The sequence below is a fragment of the Enterobacter sp. SENG-6 genome (assembly GCF_001605945.1).
Taxonomy (GTDB): domain Bacteria; phylum Pseudomonadota; class Gammaproteobacteria; order Enterobacterales; family Enterobacteriaceae; genus Enterobacter; species Enterobacter cloacae.
Window position 1 is genome coordinate 1 of sequence record NZ_LOMM01000019.1, and the last position, 18,127, is coordinate 18,127.

At 56.4% G+C, this 18,127-nt stretch carries 16 protein-coding genes; 4 read left to right on the forward strand and 12 right to left on the reverse strand.

Going from position 1 to position 18,127, the window contains the following annotated elements:
* Positions 1–137 precede the first annotated feature (137 nt).
* The 3 genes from gntT to gntX form a co-directional block, all read right to left on the reverse strand.
* Positions 138–1,454 (reverse strand): gluconate transporter, encoded by a 1,317-nt coding sequence (gntT, locus tag AX755_RS10585; RefSeq protein ID WP_013099097.1) that lies wholly within the window; start codon positions 1,452–1,454, stop codon positions 138–140.
* Positions 1,455–1,842: 388 nt separating this feature from the next.
* Positions 1,843–2,418 carry a Fe-S biogenesis protein NfuA gene (gene nfuA, locus AX755_RS10590; RefSeq protein ID WP_013099096.1) on the reverse strand — a complete coding sequence of 192 codons (576 nt, stop codon included), beginning with the start codon at positions 2,416–2,418 and terminating at the stop codon, positions 1,843–1,845.
* A gap of 61 nt (positions 2,419–2,479) precedes the next feature.
* Positions 2,480–3,163 carry a DNA utilization protein GntX gene (gene gntX / locus AX755_RS10595; RefSeq protein WP_044157723.1) on the reverse strand — a complete coding sequence of 228 codons (684 nt, stop codon included), beginning with the start codon at positions 3,161–3,163 and terminating at the stop codon, positions 2,480–2,482.
* A gap of 35 nt (positions 3,164–3,198) precedes the next feature.
* Here gntX and bioH point away from each other — a divergent pair, with 35 nt between their 5' ends.
* Entirely contained in the window at positions 3,199–3,981 is a 783-nt protein-coding gene (gene bioH, locus AX755_RS10600; protein WP_062856733.1) for a pimeloyl-ACP methyl ester esterase BioH, read from the forward strand.
* Here bioH and feoC read toward each other — a convergent pair.
* The 5 genes from feoC to greB form a co-directional block, all read right to left on the reverse strand.
* Entirely contained in the window at positions 3,953–4,192 is a 240-nt protein-coding gene (gene feoC, locus AX755_RS10605; protein WP_013099093.1) for a [Fe-S]-dependent transcriptional repressor FeoC, read from the reverse strand. The two genes, bioH and feoC, sit on opposite strands and share 29 nt — an antisense overlap.
* Before the next feature lie 8 nt (positions 4,193–4,200).
* On the reverse strand, positions 4,201–6,519 hold the full coding sequence (gene feoB / locus AX755_RS10610; RefSeq protein ID WP_062856734.1) for a Fe(2+) transporter permease subunit FeoB: 2,319 nt from the start codon (positions 6,517–6,519) through the stop codon (positions 4,201–4,203).
* A gap of 30 nt (positions 6,520–6,549) precedes the next feature.
* A complete protein-coding gene (gene feoA / locus AX755_RS10615; protein WP_010436417.1) occupies positions 6,550–6,777 on the reverse strand; it encodes a ferrous iron transporter A in 228 nt (75 codons plus the stop codon).
* Positions 6,778–7,111: 334 nt separating this feature from the next.
* The gene (locus tag AX755_RS10620; RefSeq protein ID WP_062856735.1) at positions 7,112–9,442 is read right to left on the reverse strand and encodes a Tex family protein; all 2,331 of its coding nucleotides are present in this window, start codon (positions 9,440–9,442) and stop codon (positions 7,112–7,114) included.
* 86 nt (positions 9,443–9,528) lie between these two features.
* Positions 9,529–10,002, reverse strand: a complete 474-nt coding sequence (greB, locus tag AX755_RS10625) for a transcription elongation factor GreB (RefSeq protein ID WP_013099090.1) — start codon at positions 10,000–10,002, stop codon at positions 9,529–9,531.
* Positions 10,003–10,234: 232 nt separating this feature from the next.
* Here greB and ompR point away from each other — a divergent pair, with 232 nt between their 5' ends.
* Together ompR and envZ are read left to right on the forward strand one after the other, a co-directional pair.
* Positions 10,235–10,954, forward strand: a complete 720-nt coding sequence (ompR, locus tag AX755_RS10630; RefSeq protein ID WP_006177890.1) for an osmolarity response regulator transcription factor OmpR — start codon at positions 10,235–10,237, stop codon at positions 10,952–10,954.
* The gene (envZ, locus tag AX755_RS10635) at positions 10,951–12,297 is read left to right on the forward strand and encodes a two-component system sensor histidine kinase EnvZ (protein WP_029882169.1); all 1,347 of its coding nucleotides are present in this window, start codon (positions 10,951–10,953) and stop codon (positions 12,295–12,297) included. Before ompR ends, envZ begins: the two co-directional genes overlap by 4 nt.
* Positions 12,298–12,393: 96 nt before the next feature.
* On the opposite strand, the gene pckA is transcribed toward envZ, so the two are convergent.
* Positions 12,394–14,013 carry a phosphoenolpyruvate carboxykinase (ATP) gene (gene pckA / locus AX755_RS10640; protein ID WP_014833557.1) on the reverse strand — a complete coding sequence of 540 codons (1,620 nt, stop codon included), beginning with the start codon at positions 14,011–14,013 and terminating at the stop codon, positions 12,394–12,396.
* 335 nt (positions 14,014–14,348) lie between these two features.
* Here pckA and AX755_RS10645 point away from each other — a divergent pair, with 335 nt between their 5' ends.
* On the forward strand, positions 14,349–16,097 hold the full coding sequence (locus AX755_RS10645; RefSeq protein WP_062856736.1) for a DUF4153 domain-containing protein: 1,749 nt from the start codon (positions 14,349–14,351) through the stop codon (positions 16,095–16,097).
* Between the two features lie 34 nt (positions 16,098–16,131).
* Here AX755_RS10645 and hslO read toward each other — a convergent pair whose 3' ends face one another.
* The 3 genes from hslO to yrfG are packed head-to-tail and all read right to left on the reverse strand — an operon-like array spanning position 16,132 to position 18,116.
* Entirely contained in the window at positions 16,132–17,010 is an 879-nt protein-coding gene (hslO, locus tag AX755_RS10650; RefSeq protein WP_013099084.1) for an Hsp33 family molecular chaperone HslO, read from the reverse strand.
* A 24-nt stretch (positions 17,011–17,034) separates the two neighbouring features.
* Entirely contained in the window at positions 17,035–17,436 is a 402-nt protein-coding gene (gene hslR, locus AX755_RS10655) for a ribosome-associated heat shock protein Hsp15 (RefSeq protein WP_013099083.1), read from the reverse strand.
* Positions 17,433–18,116 carry a GMP/IMP nucleotidase gene (gene yrfG / locus AX755_RS10660; protein WP_062856737.1) on the reverse strand — a complete coding sequence of 228 codons (684 nt, stop codon included), beginning with the start codon at positions 18,114–18,116 and terminating at the stop codon, positions 17,433–17,435. Before yrfG ends, hslR begins: the two co-directional genes overlap by 4 nt.
* Between the last annotated feature and the right edge of the window lie 11 nt (positions 18,117–18,127).

Sequence of the window (18,127 nt, forward strand, 5' to 3'; positions counted from 1 at the left end):
TTCTATGCCAGTTATAACTGTTACCCATGTATCCGGTCTAAAGTGTCACCCATGTTTCCGGTTCATACCCTACGCTTACCGGGCCTACATGGAGCGGGTAGGTCGGGTAAGGCGAAGCCGCCACCCGACTTATGGCATCAGACCACCATATTCAACAGCAGCACCCCGACCAGACCGCACACCGAAATAATGGTTTCCAGCGCGGACCAGGACTTGATGGTTTCACCGATAGTCAGGTTGAAGTACTCCTTGAACAGCCAGAAGCCCGGATCGTTCACGTGTGAGAAAATTACGCTACCGGAACCGACGGCAATAACCATCAGCTCAGGGCTGACGCCCGTGGTGGCAATCAGTGGCGCAACGATACCGCCCGCGGTGATTGCCGCAACGGTTGCAGAACCCAGCGCGATACGCAGAACTGCGGCGATAGACCAGGCCATCAGAAGCGGCGACACGTTGGTTTCATGCATCATGGCCGCGATGTATTTATCCACACCGCTATCGACCAGAACCTGCTTGAACGCACCGCCACCGCCGATGATCAACAGCATCATGGCAATGATTTTGATGGAAGAGGTCAGCGTGTCGTTGATCTGATCCATGGAACGACCGCGGTTCAGGCCGAAGGTGAACATCGCGATCAACACCGCAATCAGCGTGGCCATCACCGGGTCGCCGAGGAACTCAGCAACGGACAGGAACGCGTGACCTTTCGGCAGAACCATCTCTGCCACGGCGCGCATCGCCATCAGGATCACCGGGACCAGAGAGGTCCAGACGCTGACGCCAAAGCCTGGCATCTCTTCTTCGGTGAAGGTTTTCGCGCTGTACAGACCTTCCGGAATCGGCTTATCAATGCCTTTCAGGAAGCGGGCATAAACAGGGCCTGCCAGAATCACGGTTGGGATGGCCAGAATCGTACCGAACAGCAGGGTTTTACCCATATCGGCGTGGAAAATGGTGGCGATAGCGGTTGGGCCCGGGTGCGGTGGCAGGAAGCCGTGCGTCACGGACAGCGCTGCTGCCATTGGCACACCGACATACAGCAGCGGAATGCTCGCCGCCGCCGCAATGGTGAAGACCAGCGGCAGCATCAGCACGAAGCCCACTTCATAGAACAGTGCGAAACCGACGGTAAAACCGGTTAACACAACTGCCCACTGGATGTTCTTCTTACCAAACTTGTCGATAAGCGTGGTGGCAATACGCTGTGCACCACCGCAGTCCGCCAGCATTTTGCCGAGCATGGCGCCAAAGCCCATGATCAACGCCAGGCTGCCGAGCGTACCGCCGACACCCGCTTTAATGGAGCTAATAACTTTGACCAGCGGCATCCCTTGCATCAGACCGACTGCAAGTGCCACCAGAACCAGAGCGATAAACCCGTTCATTTTGAAACGGATCATCAAGAGCAGTAATAACACAACACCGATAGCAACGATGACTAATGGCATGATTTACCTGGCCTTTGAATTGTTATGGGTAACGTCATTGTTTCAACGACACGTTCCGGTTGTCCCAACTGGGAACAGAGTGGTTAACGGCACTAATACTGATACCTTGGAAACTATTTAGTTTAGTCGGCTGTTATGAGTGTGTTTAGTGCCCATGAGAATGATACGGGTAACATGACGTGATTGAGAATCACCCTGGAGGGCAAAATTTAAATTATGAGACGCAGGTCAACATATGGAGGTAAACGCAAAACGGTAACCGCAAGGTTACCGTTTTTAATGTTTTCACCCTCTCCCGTGGGAGAGGGCGGGGTGAGGGCATCAGACCGCACTATTTTTGTAGGCCCGGTAAGCGCAGCGCCACCGGGCAATACAGACTGGCAATGAATCAGTAGTAAGAGTGCTCGCCGCGCTGGTGTTCGGTCAGGTCACGCACGCCTTTCAGTTCCGGGAACTCGTTCAGCAGCTGCTTCTCGATCCCTTCTTTCAGGGTCACATCGACCATGGAACAACCGTTACAGCCGCCGCCAAACTGCAGAATTGCGTAGCCTTCGTCGGTGATTTCCATCAGGGAAACGCGACCACCGTGACCGGCCAGCTGCGGGTTGATCTGGGATTGCAGCAGATACTCTACGCGCTCCATCAGCGGGGCATCGTCAGATACTTTACGCATTTTGGCGTTTGGCGCTTTCAGCGTCAGCTGCGAGCCCAGCTGGTCGGTGACGAAGTCGATCTCCGCATCTTCAAGATACGGCGCGCTCAGCTCATCAACATATGCCGTGAGCTGGTCAAATTTAAGGGCAGTGTCAGTTGCTTCCACCGCGTCTGGCGGACAATAGGAGACACCACATTCTGCATTCGGAGTGCCTGGATTGATCACAAACACGCGGATCTGCGTCCCTTCTTCCTGATTTGCCAGCAGTTTGGCAAAGTGCGCTTGTGCAGAATCGGAAATACGGATCATAGCTTTGGCCTAATAGTTGACTAAATTACCTGGGTATAATCATACGCCCATTGGAGAAGGGCTACAAGGTACGGCACAGACACCATACCTGAACCGACGCGGCGCCGCTTTGCAAAAGCAGTCGGGAAAGTTCAGCAACGGTACTGCCTGTGGTGACGACATCATCCACAATCGCGATATGGAGCCCTTTGACGGCGAATTCAAGGCGAAAGGCGTTTTTGAGGTTCCTTTTGCGAAGCCGGGCGCTCAGCTGATGCTGAATGGCGGTGGCATGGCGGCGCGTCAGCGCAGCGGCTGGGTACTGACAGCCGAGCCACCGGGCGAGCGGGCGACAGAGCAGGTCGCTCTGGTTGTAGCCGCGTCGCCAGTGACGGCGCCGGTATAAGGGCACATTCAGCACCATATCCACTTTCGGCAGCGCGCGCGTGCGCCGTGCCTGCAACACCGCCAGCAATAACAGGCGGGCGAGAGGGCGAGCCAGCGCAATCTGGCCGGAAAACTTCAGCGCGTGGATAAGCCTGCTTAACGGTGGAACGTAATCATCGACCGCCACCAGGGCGCTCCACGGTGGTGGCTTTTTCAGGCAGCGACCGCAGGGAAACTGTGGACTGTACGCCGGTAAACCGCACTGCGGGCAGGTCGTGATGCGGCTTGCCAGCGAACGCGTGCAGACGGAACAGACTCCCCACGCGCTCAGCGCAAGTGGCATTCGACATAGCCAGCACAAGCCGGGCACTGTTAGCATAGACAACCTCCATGTAAAAAAGAGAACAGTAACTGATGAAGACGCTGTGGTGGCAGACCGTAGGGACGGGAAATCGCCATCTTGTGCTGCTGCACGGATGGGGACTGAATGCGGAAGTATGGCATTGCGTAAATGAGGAACTTGCCTCGCATTTCACGCTGCATCTGGTGGATTTACCCGGTTTTGGCCGCAGCCGCGGCTATGGGGCGATGTCGCTTGACGAAATGGCGCAGCAGGTTCTGGCCGCCGCACCGCAACAGGCCATCTGGCTCGGCTGGAGTCTGGGCGGGCTGGTGGCAAGTGAGGTTGCATTAACAAACCCTGAACGCGTGCAGGCGCTGGTAACGGTGGCCTCGTCGCCGAACTTCAGTGCGCAGGAGGAGTGGCCGGGTATTAAGCCGGACGTACTGAGCAACTTCCAGCGCCAGTTGAGCGAAGATTACCAGCGAACGGTAGAACGCTTCCTGGCCCTGCAGACGATGGGGACAGAGAGCGCCCGTAAGGATGCCCGTCTGCTGAAGCAGACCGTGCTGTCGCTGCCGATGCCGGATGTGGAGGTACTGAACGGGGGACTCGAATTACTGAAAACGGTCGACCTGCGTGAGCCGCTGACCGCGCTGGCGGTGCCGCACCTGCGCATTTATGGTTATCTGGATGGGCTGGTTCCACGCAAAGTGGTACCACTGCTGGATGAACTGTGGCCAGCGAGTCAATCGCTGACAATCGCCAAAGCGGCCCATGCGCCGTTTATCTCGCATCCTGCCGAATTTTGTTCAGCGTTGATCGCCTTCAGTCACGAAGTGCCCACCACTCCCTGAGACAGGCTTTCCCTTCCGGGCAATGTTTACAACTGCCGGACAGACAACCGTCCGGCTCTTCCTGAATACGTATGGCTTTCCCCATCGCTTCCAGTCTTTCCAGCATGGCATCGATCATCGGCTGCGGCGTATGCAGGCTGAGGCTTAGCTGTTTTGCCTCCATACGCCCCTGCAACGCCAGTAAATCACGAACCTGAATCAACGATGCCATGGCTCCCCCTAGTGACAGTCGCCCGCCGGGCTGTTGCAACAGGTCGCGGCGGTTTTACGGTTTGCCAGCAGGTTGATATCGACGCGGCTGCGTGCCCGGCGTAGCAGACCGAGAACGAGCACGTTAAACAGCACAACCGCCAGGATGCAGACCAGGCTGTAGCGCGGATGCTGGCTGAAGTTAACGGTCTGGTAAAAGAGCGTCGCCAGCGAGTAGGCGATGTTTAAGCCCCACAGGATGGAGAACCCCATCCAGCCGCGGCTGGACTCACGGGCTATCGCCCCCATCACCGAGATGCACGGAATATAGAGCAGGACAAAGATGAGGTAGCTGTAGGCCGCTGACGCGCTGCCAAATTTCTCGCTCATCACGCCCATGGCACCGGTGGCCATTTCGCCGTCGCCTTTGCTGGCTTCAATCGGGTTCGCCAGTACGCTCAGGCTGAAGGTGTCTTTCAGGCTCTGCCAGGTCTCTTCCACCGCGCCGAGCAGTTCATCACCGAGGTGGAATGCCGCCGGGTTAAACTCTTCTTCCTGGATATTCTCAGCGGTGTAAAGCGTGTTCAGGGTGCCGACCACCACCTCTTTTGCCATCGCGCCGGTAAACAGGCCAACGGTCGCCTGCCAGTTGTCTTCATGCACGCCAATCGGTTTAAACACCGGGGTAATGACGCGGCTCACGGAGGCGAGGGCGGAGTCGTTGATGTTATCCGCCGCCTGCCCGCTCAGGGTGAAACTGTTCAGCGCGCTCAGGAAGATGCTGACGATAACAATCACTTTACCGGCGCGCAGAACAAAACCTTTCAGGCGCTGCCAGGTCTGGATCGCCAGGCTTTTCAGATGCGGTACGTGATACACCGGCAGTTCCATCACAAACGGTGACGCTTCCCCGCGCATGATGGTGTGTTTAAGCATGAGCCCGGTCAGGATCGCCATCACGATGCCCAGCACATACAGCGAGAAGACCGCCAGTGCCCCTTCCTGACCAAAGAAGGCCGCGGCAAAGACCGCAAAGATAGCCAGTCGCGCCCCGCAGGACATAAATGGCGCCATCATGATGGTCATCAGACGTTCGCGGGGGGCATCAAGCGTGCGCGCACCCATTACAGACGGCACGTTACAGCCGAAGCCGACAATCAGCGGGACGAAGGATTTACCCGGCAGACCCAGGGCCTGCATCAGACGATCCATCACGAAAGCCGCACGCGCCATGTAACCGGAGTCCTCAAGGAACGAGAGGAACAGGTACATCATGCCGATTTGCGGTACCAGCGGCAGAACGGTGTTGATACCACCACCGATCCCCTGGGCGAGGAAAATGGTCAGCCATTCCGGGAAGTGCAGGGTGTAGCCCAGCCACTGAATACCGTGGACAAATATCGCCACAGAACCAGCATCGAAAATAGGCTGTAGCGCGCCACCGATGTTAATGGCGAGGAGGAACATCAGGTACATGACCAGTAAAAAGATCGGCAAACCGAGGAAGCGGTTAAGCACAATCTTGTCCACGGCGGCCGTAAAGCGGCTTGGCTCGGCCGTCAGGGCATTACTGACCACGTCGCAAATGGCGGCGATGGCCTGATAGCGCGCGTCGGCGATGTGCAGGGCCGGGTCATCGAGCTCATCGCTCAGACGCGCCAGCGCCACGTCCAGTTTGTCTGCGGCATGGCCCGCATAGGCGCGGCTGTAGATATCGCCTTCCAGCATCTGCAGGCCGAGCCACAGGCGCTGTCTGGCGGGCATGCTGTTGTCCATCTCCTGCGCCAGCAGACCGGCCTCGCGCAGAAGCGGTTGCGCATAGTGCACCAGCTCAACGTCGGCGTTGCCCGCGTGGCGGTCAATGGCCAGCTTCAGTGCGTCAATTCCGCGGGCACGGGTAGAAACCAGCGGCACTACCGGGCAGCCCAGACGCGCGGAGAGGGCGTCGGCGTCGATACGCAGCTTTTGTTTCTCTGCGATGTCGAGCATGTTGAGCGCCACAATGCAGGGGATCCCAAGCTCAAGCAACTGCAGCGTCAGATAGAGGTTACGCTCCAGGTTAGATGCATCGACCACGTTGATTAACAGGTCCGCATCGCCACTCAGAATATAGTGACAGGCAATCTGCTCATCGAGCGAGGTTTGTGACGAAATGGTGGTTAAGGAGTAGGTGCCGGGCAGATCCACCAGCGTGACCTGATTGTCTGTCGTGGTGAACTGGCCTTCTTTACGTTCAACCGTTACGCCCGCCCAGTTACCCACACGCTGGCGTGCACCGGTGAGCTGGTTAAATAACGTTGTCTTGCCGGAATTAGGATTGCCAATTAAGCCAATAGTTAATTTTTTCATTGTTTTCGACTCACTGAAACCGCTGGCTTGTTATTGGGATAAGGCTTCGACTTCAATTAATGCGAGGTCTTTTTTACGCAGTACCAGATTCACGCGCCGGGTTTCGATATGAACGGGATCACCTAACGGGGCCACGCGCACCACCTGGAATGACGAGCCGGGGAGCATGCCCAGCGACAGCAGCTTTTGCCGATAGGCCGGGCTAATTTCGCGGGTAAAACCGGTAATTTTCCATGCACTGTCTGGAGTGAATTGCATAATGCCTGATTCCACGGAAGGTTAAATTATCTACTATGGGATGATAATGAGAATAGTTTTTATCAGCAATATGAAAACTGTGACGGAATGTTGTTAAGCGTATTAATTTACGGCCTGTTTGACCTTGCTCAATATTTGCTGAATTACGGGGCAGGGAATAATAAATGTATTTGTTAACGGAGTGATAAATGGTGGTTTAAATATGGATATGCAATCGGTTTCATCTCTTGCGATATAATTTGTCCCCTCACCCCGGCCCTCTCCCACAGGGAGAGGGTGTTCAAGTTCCCTCTCCCCTTTGGGGAGAGGGTTAGGGTGAGGGGCATTTACAACCTTAGCGTTTCTTACCCATCGCGGCCGCCAGCGCATCCATCATTGCGCTGTTACCCGCTGGCTGCGCATCACGCCCGCGCGGCTTCGCGCCTTTAGCGGCAGGGCGCTGCTGCTCACGGCCACCGCCGTTACTGCCGCGGCGCGCGTTGGTTTCACCTGGCTGCTCGTCCAGACGCATGGTCAGGGCGATTCGCTTGCGCTGCAGGTCCACTTCCAGCACTTTCACCTTCACGATATCGCCCGCTTTGACCACCGTATGAGGATCTTCAACGAACTTATCGGCGAGCGATGAGATATGCACCAGGCCATCCTGATGCACGCCGATATCGACAAAAGCGCCAAAATTAGTGACGTTGGTGACGGCGCCTTCCAGCACCATGCCCGGCAGCAGGTCGTTCATGGTCTCGATGCCGTCGGCAAAGGTCGCGGTTTTGAACTCAGGACGCGGATCGCGGCCCGGTTTTTCCAGCTCTTTGATGATGTCGGTCACGGTCGGCACGCCGAACTGCTCGTCGGTGAAATCGACCGCTTTCAGGTTGCGCAGCGCGTTGCTGTCGCCCATCAGGTCTTTGAGTGCCTGCTGGGTCGCTGCCAGTATGCGCTCAACCACCGGGTAGGCTTCCGGGTGAACGGTTGACGCATCCAGCGGGTTATCGCCGTGGTTGATGCGCAGGAAGCCCGCACACTGCTCAAACGCTTTCGGCCCCAGACGGCTTACCTTCAGCAACTGCTGGCGGTTCTGGAACTGGCCGTTCTCATCACGCCAGGCAACGATGTTCTGCGCCATCATGCGGGTTAAGCCTGCCACGCGGGTCAGCAGAGGAACGGAGGCGGTGTTCAGGTCCACGCCCACGGCGTTTACGCAATCTTCCACCACCGCATCCAGCTTACGCGCCAGCTGCGTCTGGCTCACGTCGTGCTGATACTGGCCCACACCGATGGATTTCGGGTCGATCTTCACCAGTTCCGCCAGCGGATCCTGCAGACGACGGGCGATAGAGACCGCACCGCGCAGGGAGACGTCCAGGTCCGGGAACTCCTGGGCCGCCAGCTCTGACGCAGAATAGACGGACGCCCCGGCCTCGCTGACGATCACTTTCTGCGCCGTCACTTTCGGGAACTGTTTCTGCACGTCGAGGTAGAAACGTTCGGTTTCACGGGAGGCCGTACCGTTGCCGATAGCCACCAGCTCAACGTTATATTTCTCGCACAGCGCGGCCACCACTACAGCAGCCTTCGCCGCCTGACCGGTATGCGGGTAAATGGTGTCGGTTGCCACCAGCTTGCCGGTACCGTCAACCACCGCCACTTTTACGCCGGTACGCAGACCCGGATCGAGACCCATGGTCGCACGCAGGCCAGCAGGTGCGGCCATCAGCAGATCATGCAGGTTACGGGCAAAGACGTTGATTGCTTCGTCTTCCGCACGCTCGCGCACGGTGCCCATCAGTTCGGTTTCGAGGTGCATCAGCACCTTAATGCGCCATGTCCAGCTCACCACGCCTTTACGCCAGCTGTCCGCCGGGGCGTTATTCAGGCGCAGGCCGAGGTGATCGGTGATGATCTGCTCGCAGTGGCTCTCTTTTGGCGGCTCATCAAACTGCGGGTCGGCGTTGAGAGAGAGCTGCAGCACGCCTTCATTACGGCCGCGGAACATGGCCAGCGCACGGTGAGAAGGCACAGTTGAAATCGGTTCGTGGTGATCGAAGTAGTCGCGGAATTTCGCGCCTTCCTCTTCTTTGCCTGCCACCACGGTAGAGACGATGTGGGCGTTCTTCCACAGATAATCACGCACACGGGAGAGCAGGGCGGCATCCTCGGAGAAGCGCTCCATCAGAATGTAGCGTGCGCCATCAAGGGCCGCTTTGGTGTCTGCCACGCCTTTGTCAGCGTCGATAAATTTGGCCGCTTCGGTTTCCGGGTCGTGTGACGGTTCGTTCCACAGCAGCTCGGCCAGCGGCTCCAGACCTGCTTCAATTGCAATCTGCCCGCGCGTACGGCGCTTCGGTTTGTAGGGCAGATAGAGGTCTTCGAGTTCAGTTTTGCTCAGGGTGCCGTTAATGGCCTTTTCCAGATCGCTGGTCAGTTTGCCCTGTTCGCCGATGGATTTGAGGATTGCCTGACGGCGGTCTTCCAGTTCACGGAGGTAGCCCAGACGGGTCTCCAGGTTACGCAACTGCGTGTCATCCAGACCGCCGGTGACTTCCTTACGATAACGTGCAATAAACGGCACGGTGTTCCCTTCATCAAGCAGGCGAACGGCAGCTTCTACCTGTTCGGCTCTGGCCTGAAGTTCACCCGCAATAATGCGGCAGAGCGAATCTTTCATCATGGCTTTATCATCTTGTGGGTCAAAAATCAGGGGATAGTTATACGGGCTGACACGGTAAAATGCCAGCCGTGGAGGGCGCTCTCGGACTATTTTACGTAGGTGATCTCATTGACGTACCAGCTCGCTTCTCCGGCAGGCGTCTGGACAACGGCTAAATCACCCACCTCCTTTTTCAGCAGCGCGCGGGCCATCGGCGAGTCGATGGAGATGTAATCCTTACGGCCAAAAATTTCGTCGTACCCGACAATGCGAAAGCGCAGGGTATTGCCATCATCATTCTCGATCTCAACCCACGCGCCGAAGAAGACTTTGCCCTCCTGCTGCGGTGAATAATCGACAATTTTAAGATTCTCGAGACATTTGGTCAGATAGCGTACCCGACGGTCGATCTCACGCAGCCGCTTCTTGTTGTACTGGTAGTCAGCATTTTCGCTGCGGTCGCCCAGGCTTGCCGCCCAGGTAACTTTTTTGGTCACTTCCGGACGCTCTTCGCGCCACAGGTAATCCATCTCTTTTTTGAGTTTTTCGTACCCTTCGCGGGTGATCAGGGGCGTTTTCATACTGTGACCTTCAGACTCGACTTCATTGCAAACATTGCGCACATTACGTATCACGTAGTCTATCAGACAGCGTTAATAATCATTTATGTGATGAATTGTGCAGATAAGCTGCTGTTAAATATGCTTTGTAACAATTTCGACTAGAATTTATACCAGAATTCGCTGGTCGAACCCGTGCACTTTTTTAGAATACGCTGTTATTAGACTATCCGAACCTTTGGGAGTACACACAATGCAAGAGAACTACAAAATTCTGGTCGTGGATGACGACATGCGCCTGCGTGCGCTGCTGGAACGTTATCTGACCGAGCAGGGCTTCCAGGTTCGTAGCGTCGCGAACGCTGAGCAGATGGACCGCCTGCTGACCCGTGAATCCTTCCATCTGATGGTCCTCGACCTGATGCTGCCGGGCGAAGACGGGCTCTCTATCTGTCGCCGTCTGCGCAGCCAGAGCAACCCCATGCCAATCATTATGGTGACGGCGAAAGGGGAAGAGGTTGACCGTATCGTGGGCCTCGAAATTGGCGCTGACGACTACATTCCTAAACCGTTTAACCCGCGTGAACTGCTGGCGCGTATTCGGGCCGTGCTGCGCCGTCAGGCGAACGAACTGCCAGGCGCACCGTCGCAGGAAGAAGCGGTGATTGCGTTCGGGAAGTTCAAGCTGAACCTCGGTACGCGTGAGATGTTCCGTGAAGACGAGCCAATGCCGCTCACCAGCGGTGAGTTCGCGGTACTGAAAGCGCTGGTCAGCCACCCGCGTGAGCCGCTCTCCCGTGACAAGCTGATGAACCTGGCGCGCGGCCGTGAATACTCGGCAATGGAACGTTCCATCGACGTGCAGATCTCTCGTCTGCGCCGCATGGTGGAAGAAGATCCGGCGCATCCTCGTTATATTCAGACCGTATGGGGTCTGGGCTACGTGTTCGTCCCGGACGGCGCTAAAGCATGAGGCGAATGCGCTTCTCACCGCGAAGCTCGTTTGCCCGTACCCTGCTTTTGATTGTCACCTTGCTGTTTGTCAGCCTGGTGACAACCTACCTGGTGGTGCTGAACTTTGCGATCCTGCCGAGCCTTCAGCAGTTTAATAAGGTCCTGGCGTACGAAGTACGTATGCTGATGACCGATAAACTGCAGCTGGAGGACGGCACGCAGTTAGTGGTTCCTCCGGCGTTTCGCCGTGAAATCTACCGTGAACTGGGCATTTCGCTCTACTCGAATGAAGCGGCGGAAGACGCGGGTCTGCGTTGGGCGCAGCACTATGAATTCCTCAGCCAGCAGATGGCGCAGCAGCTGGGGGGCCCGACGGAGGTGCGTGTTGAGGTCAACAAAAGCTCGCCGGTCGTCTGGCTGAAAACCTGGCTGTCACCCAATATCTGGGTGCGCGTTCCGCTGACCGAAATCCACCAGGGCGACTTCTCGCCGCTGTTCCGCTACACCCTCGCCATCATGCTGTTAGCGATAGGCGGCGCGTGGCTGTTTATCCGTATACAGAACCGACCGCTGGTCGACCTGGAACACGCTGCGCTCCAGGTCGGTAAAGGGATCATTCCGCCGCCGCTGCGTGAATATGGCGCATCGGAGGTGCGTTCGGTGACGCGCGCGTTTAATCATATGGCGGCTGGCGTCAAACAGCTGGCGGATGACCGTACGCTGCTGATGGCGGGCGTCAGCCATGATCTGCGTACGCCACTCACGCGTATCCGACTGGCGACGGAGATGATGGGCGAAGAGGACGGTTATCTCGCCGAGTCCATCAACAAGGATATCGAAGAGTGTAACGCCATCATTGAGCAGTTTATTGACTACCTGCGTACCGGGCAGGAGATGCCGATGGAGATGGCTGACCTGAACGCGGTGCTGGGCGAAGTGGTGGCGGCTGAAAGCGGCTACGAGCGTGAGATTGATACCGACCTTCAGGCCGGTGAAATTCAGGTTCGCATGCACCCGCTCTCCATCAAGCGCGCGGTGGCAAACATGGTGGTGAATGCGGCCCGCTACGGTAATGGCTGGATTAAAGTCAGCAGCGGATCGGAACTCAACCGCGCCTGGTTCCAGGTGGAAGATGACGGTCCGGGTATCAAGCCCGAGCAGCGTAAGCATCTGTTCCAGCCGTTTGTGCGCGGCGACAGCGCGCGCAGCACCAGCGGAACCGGTTTAGGCCTGGCGATTGTGCAGCGTATTGTTGATAACCATAACGGGTTGCTGGAGATTGGTACCAGCGAGCGGGGTGGGTTGAGCATTCGCGCCTGGTTGCCGGTGCCGGTGACGCGGGGGCAAGTGAAAGAGGGGTAATCGGGGTGCGGCCTGATGCCCTCACCCCGGCCCTCTCCCACGGGGAGAGGGCGAAACCATTAAAAAAGGCAACTTTCGTTGCCTTTTTGCTTTTACCTACAGCTTCGGTCCCGCACTCACCAGCGCTTCACCCGCCGGGGTATCGGTATACTTCTCGAAGTTCTCAATAAACAGCTTCGCCAGCGTTTCCGCTTTCTCACGCCACTGTTCCGGGGAACCGTAGGTGTTACGCGGGTCAAGGATATGCGTATCCACGCCCGGCAGCGCCGTTGGAATAGCCAGATCAAACATCGGCAGGGTGAAGGTTTCAGCGTTATCCAGAGAACCATCCAGAATGGCGTCGATAATGGCGCGGGTATCTTTGATGGAGATACGCTTGCCGGTACCGTTCCAGCCGGTGTTAACCAGGTACGCCTGCGCCCCGGAGGCCTGCATGCGTTTTACCAGCACTTCTGCGTACTGCGTCGGGTGCAGCGACAGGAAGGCCGCGCCGAAGCAGGCGGAGAACGTTGGGGTTGGCTCCGTCACGCCCCGCTCGGTGCCCGCCAGTTTGGCGGTAAAACCGGAGAGGAAATGATACTGCGTCTGGCTGGCGGTCAGGCGGGAAACCGGCGGCAGCACGCCGAACGCATCCGCCGTCAGGAAAATCACCTTCGTCGCATGACCCGCTTTCGACACCGGCTTCACAATGTTGTCGATGTGGTAGATCGGGTAGGAAACGCGGGTGTTTTCGGTTTTGGATGCGTCGTCGAAGTCGATAGAGCCGTCGGCACGTACGGTGACGTTTTCCAGCAGCGCATCGCGGCGGATGGCATGGAAGATATCCGGCTCAGCTTCTTCAGACAGACGAATGGTCTTCGCGTAGCAACCGCCTTCGAAGTTAAACACGCCGTCGTCATCCCAGCCGTGCTCGTCATCCCCAATCAGACGACGTTTTGGATCGGTAGACAGGGTGGTTTTACCGGTGCCGGACAGGCCGAAGAACACCGCCACATCCCCTTTTTCACCGACGTTCGCTGAGCAGTGCATAGAGGCGATACCGCGCAGCGGCAGCAGGTAGTTCATGACCGAGAACATGCCTTTCTTCATCTCGCCGCCGTACCAGGTACCGCCAATCAGCTGGATACGCTCGGTCAGGTTAAAGGCGATAAAGTTCTCGGAGTTCAGGCCCTGCTCTTGCCACTGTGGGTTGGTGCATTTGGCACCGTTCATCACGATGAAATCGGGTTTGAACGTCTGCAGCTCTTCGTCGGTTGGACGAATAAACATGTTTTTCACGAAATGCGCCTGCCAGGCCACTTCGGTGATAAAACGCACGGAAAGACGGGTGTCGGCGTTAGCGCCGCAGAAAGCGTCGACAATGAACAGACGCTTGCCGGAAAGTTGTTGGGTGACGAGCCCTTTCAGATGCTGCCAGGTTTCCGGGGAGAGCGGTTTGTTATCGTTCTTCCCTTTGCCTTTGTCAGCCCACCACAGCGTATCGCGGGTGGTTTCGTCTCGGACGATATACTTATCTTTCGGCGAACGACCGGTAAAGATACCGGTATCGACGGCGATAGCACCAAGGTTAGTCAACACACCTCGCTCGTATCCTTCCAGTGCTGGATTGAGCTCTTCCTGATACAGCGTATCGTAATCGGGGTTGTAGACGATTTCCTGGACGTCGTGAATACCATAAGCCTTGAGATCTTGCGGGGTTAAACCAGTAACACGCATATCACTGCTCCTTAGCCAATATGTACTGCCTGAAATTGTAGGGTTTTTCTGAGGTTGTTAACCGCGACGGGGCTCATAGATTTACGTATCTGGTCAAAACCCTTACTAACGGAAAACGCTGCGACTCCAGTCACAGGGCAGGCGGATTATCGCAGGAATCGCTTTTTTGTTGGGGAAAATGTTCCGAAAAGGTTAATGGCTGGTGATTTTATCGGAAAGAATGTGAATGTAATCGCATACACGTAAGAAAATTACGTAAGGGTTACAGTATGAAAACGATTCATGTCGTCCGCGGATTGATGAAACAATACGCTTTTCTGGAAAAGGGATGAGAGATGGAAAACAGTGAAACGTTATCCCCTTCAATGCGCCTGGCCGTCGTGCTGGTGGGTGCTTTACAGGGACTGATTTGCTACGGGATCAGCGAGTACATCGCGTATGCGAAATTGCCATCCGATACGGTGTGGTCTTTGTGCGTGATGCCTGCAACGGTGGCGATGACCGCCACTGTCGCGCTTTCCGTGACGTCATTCAGAAAACCGTTACTCTGGCTGGCGCTCGCGATCGTTGGCGCTGTTGTCGCCGGTATGGGCGCCTGGCTTAAGTGGAGCGTGTCCGGGCTTGAACACTGGGAAATTAAAGAGGCCGTGCTTGTCTGGGGCTTTCATCTTCTGTTGATGATGCTATTGATGTTGCCATGGCTGCAAAGGCGTCTGTCGCCTGCGACGACGGCCTCGTTCTACAGTGATTTTTACGATAAGCACTGGCACAACGCGCTGACTATACTCACTATTTTTATCTCCAACGGCCTCTTCTGGCTGGTGCTTTTCCTCTGGGCTGAACTCTTCAAACTCATTGGCATTCAGTTTTTTGATCGCCTTTTCTTCCAGTCTGACTGGTTTATTTCAGTGGCGATTGGCGTGGTTTCTGCCAGTGTCGCCGTGCTGGCGCGTATGCAGGTGCGCTTGATGCGCGCATTACAGAACCTGCTTACCCTGATCGCCACCGGCCTGTTGCCTCTGATGGCGGCCTTAGCCCTGCTGTTCATTGGCGCATTGCCCGTGATGGGCTTTGAGGCCATTTCCGCACGGATATCCGCGGCGGGCCTGCTGACCGCCTTAGCGCTACTGCTCCTTTTTCTGGTGACGATTGTCTGGCATCCGCAGCGTCAGACGCTACCTTACTATGCGCTTCTCAACGGGATGGTTCGTCTCGCCATCGCTATCGTTCCCGCCTATCCGGTGTTAGCAGGGTGGGCGTTATGGCTGCGCATTTCGCAATATGGCTGGTCGCCGGAGCGTCTGTATGGCGTGCTCATTACGCTGGTGGCGCTGGTCTGGGCGGTAGGATTTTGCATAAGCGTTGTCTTCTGTCGCCGCCAGGCACAAAAGCTGCAGGCGTCCGTTATCCCGCTAACGGGGTTACTTGCGCTTATTCTCCTGATCCTGATTCATACGCCGGTGCTTGATCCGTGGCGTATCAGCGTTGAAAGCCACATGTCCCGTTATCATGACGGGCGCATCAACGCGGATCAGGTCAGCCTGTATATGCTCAGCAACAGCGGGCGTAAGGGACGCGAAGCCATGCAGACGCTGCAATACGATCGGCAGTTTATGGCTGAGCCAAAGCGCCAGCGTGAGCTGTACGGCCTTCTCAGCGGAAACCGGGACGGAGCAGGGAAGATGACAGCCGGGATGCTTGAGAAGCAGTTCACACTCGCACCGGGTACGTCTCGCCCCGACAAGGGGTTATGGCAGGCGATGCTGAATAACCAGTACCGATTTGATTCCTGCAGCCGCGAGCGGAAAACCTGTTTACTGATGTCGCTGGATCTGAACGGCGACGGCAAGCCTGAAGCGGTGATTTATCAGTTTAGCGACCGCACGATTGTGGTGTACACGCAAACCGGTACCGGCTGGAAGCTGGCAGGCGATACCTGGAAAATGCCTGATGGTTTATCACGGGAAGAGCTGGAACGCGCAGTGCAGCAGGGGAAGGTGAAACCCGTTGTGAAGCCGTGGGCAGATATTGAGATCTTCGGTGAACGCGTAGAGATAAACTACGATAATGCACTGGTGCGTTAACAAAACGGCTCCTTGTGGAGCCGTTGCTTTATGATCAGTGAACCTGCGGATCCGCCGGAGAGGCGTTGTTGCGGATCTCAGCGATATCCATCGAGTTGAACACATAGTGCGTACCGCAGTAGTCACAGTGCATATCGATTTCACCGTCTTCAGCCATAATGCTGTCGATCTCTTCATCCGGCAGGGTTTTCAGTGCGCCAGCGCAGCGTTCACGTGAACAGGTGCACTTAAACTCCACGGCTTGTGGATCGTAAACCGTCACCTCTTCTTCATGATACAGACGCCACAGCACATCGGTCGCCGACAGGTTGAACAGCTCTTCCGCCTTGATGGTTTCGGTCAGCGTCGCCAGGTGCTCAAAATCATTGGTCTGCGCATCCTGTGCGGGCAGAACCTGCAGCAGCATACCGCCCGCAGCGGGTTGCCCGTCTACTTCACCGGTACGGATGAACAGGCGAGTTGGCAGCTGTTCTGAACGCATGAAGTAATCTTCCAGACAGGCGGCCAGGGTATCGCCTTCCAGACCGACCACGCCCTGATAGCGTTCACCTTCTTCCGGGGAGATGGTGATCACCAGGTAGCCATTGCCCACCAGCGTTTTCAGGTCGGCATTTTCAGGAACGTCGCCCTGAACGCGTGCGACGCCGCGCATCTGCTGCTGATTGTTACCGTTGATCACGGCCAGCGACATCGGGCCATCACCCTGCAGCTGCACGGTGATATCACCGGCAAACTTCAGCGTGGCGGTCAGCAGGCTGGTGGCAACCAGCAGTTCGCCCAACAGGGTTTTCACCGGCAGCGGGTAGTTGTGGTTTTCCAGAATCTGTTTCCAGGTTTCGGATACGGTGACCAGCTCGCCACGCACGGCGAATTGTTCAAACAGATAGCGGTGTAATTGGTCGTGTTGGGCCATAATAGTCTCTCGTGCAGGTGAGGGTTACTCGGTCTCACCGTGTTTAAATTTCATCAGATCGCGGCGCTCTTTTTTATCCGGTCGCCGGTCCGGGTGGGGCATGGTCAGCGCATTCATTTTGCGCGCCAGCGCGGTCTTTTCGCGCTTTTCAATGCTCTCAGCCGTCTCTTCATAAAGCTGTACGGCTTCAGATGCGGGCCGTCGTTGTTCGGTAATGGCTTTAATCACCACCGTTCGTTCATCGTTGCCCTGACGCAGCGTTAAGGTGGCATTCAGTTCAACCAGCTTACTCGGCTTGCTACGCTGGCCGTTGTAATGCACCTTTCCGCCGTCGATCATCTCGCGGGCAAGGGCGCGCGTTTTATAAAAACGGGCTGCCCACAGCCATTTATCCAGTCTTACCCCATCTGAGGGTTTTTCTTTCATGGCGTCTCCTTCACGGTCAGTGAGGGGATCATCTGACGATAGTCACCCAGCCCCGGATGCCGCAGATAGCTTTTGTCCGCCAGGCCGGAGTCAGGATTGGTCACGCCCAGGCAGTAGCGAATGCCAAACGCCGCGGCGGAATCCAGAATGGGCTCGCTGTCATCAATGAACAGCGTGCGTTCCGGCTGTATACCGGTCTCTTCCTTCACCGCATGCCACAACCGCTGATCCTCTTTCGGATAACCAAATGTGTGGGTGGAAAGTAATAAATCAAGGTGTGACGCAAGACCCGTATGTTCCAGCTTCACGGCCAGATTATGCGGATGGGCGTTGGTCAGCAAAATACGGCGCTTGCCGCTTGCTTTCAGCGCATCCAGGAAGGGCACAGTGTCCTCACGCAGTACGGCGCGCGGGCCCTGGGCGGTGGTCATGGCACAAATATCCAAACCGAGTCGTTCGCTCCAGTAGTCCAGACAGTACCAGTTTAGCGTATGTTGCACCGCGCTATATTGCGAACGAATGAATTCCTGCGCTTCTGCCGGGGAGATACCCTGCTGTTCGCCATAGGTCTCCGGGACCAGCTTTTGCCAGAAGTAATTATCAAAGGCGAGATCGAGCAGCGTGCCGTCCATATCCAGCAGGACGGTATCAACCTCCTGCCAGGCGATATCAAGATGCATAGGGGAACTCC

Bases quoted from the DNA above. Each gene is read 5' to 3' on its own strand.
- gntT (WP_013099097.1), bottom strand. From the start codon at position 1,454: ATGCCATTAGTCATCGTTGCTATCGGTGTTGTGTTATTACTGCTCTTG.
- nfuA (WP_013099096.1), bottom strand. From the start codon at position 2,418: ATGATCCGTATTTCCGATTCTGCACAAGCGCACTTTGCCAAACTGCTG.
- gntX (WP_044157723.1), bottom strand. From the start codon at position 3,163: ATGCTAACAGTGCCCGGCTTGTGCTGGCTATGTCGAATGCCACTTGCG.
- bioH (WP_062856733.1), top strand. From the start codon at position 3,199: ATGAAGACGCTGTGGTGGCAGACCGTAGGGACGGGAAATCGCCATCTT.
- feoC (WP_013099093.1), bottom strand. From the start codon at position 4,192: ATGGCATCGTTGATTCAGGTTCGTGATTTACTGGCGTTGCAGGGGCGT.
- feoB (WP_062856734.1), bottom strand. From the start codon at position 6,519: ATGAAAAAATTAACTATTGGCTTAATTGGCAATCCTAATTCCGGCAAG.
- feoA (WP_010436417.1), bottom strand. From the start codon at position 6,777: ATGCAATTCACTCCAGACAGTGCATGGAAAATTACCGGTTTTACCCGC.
- AX755_RS10620 (WP_062856735.1), bottom strand. From the start codon at position 9,442: ATGATGAAAGATTCGCTCTGCCGCATTATTGCGGGTGAACTTCAGGCC.
- greB (WP_013099090.1), bottom strand. From the start codon at position 10,002: ATGAAAACGCCCCTGATCACCCGCGAAGGGTACGAAAAACTCAAAAAA.
- ompR (WP_006177890.1), top strand. From the start codon at position 10,235: ATGCAAGAGAACTACAAAATTCTGGTCGTGGATGACGACATGCGCCTG.
- envZ (WP_029882169.1), top strand. From the start codon at position 10,951: ATGAGGCGAATGCGCTTCTCACCGCGAAGCTCGTTTGCCCGTACCCTG.
- pckA (WP_014833557.1), bottom strand. From the start codon at position 14,013: ATGCGTGTTACTGGTTTAACCCCGCAAGATCTCAAGGCTTATGGTATT.
- AX755_RS10645 (WP_062856736.1), top strand. From the start codon at position 14,349: ATGGAAAACAGTGAAACGTTATCCCCTTCAATGCGCCTGGCCGTCGTG.
- hslO (WP_013099084.1), bottom strand. From the start codon at position 17,010: ATGGCCCAACACGACCAATTACACCGCTATCTGTTTGAACAATTCGCC.
- hslR (WP_013099083.1), bottom strand. From the start codon at position 17,436: ATGAAAGAAAAACCCTCAGATGGGGTAAGACTGGATAAATGGCTGTGG.
- yrfG (WP_062856737.1), bottom strand. From the start codon at position 18,116: ATGCATCTTGATATCGCCTGGCAGGAGGTTGATACCGTCCTGCTGGAT.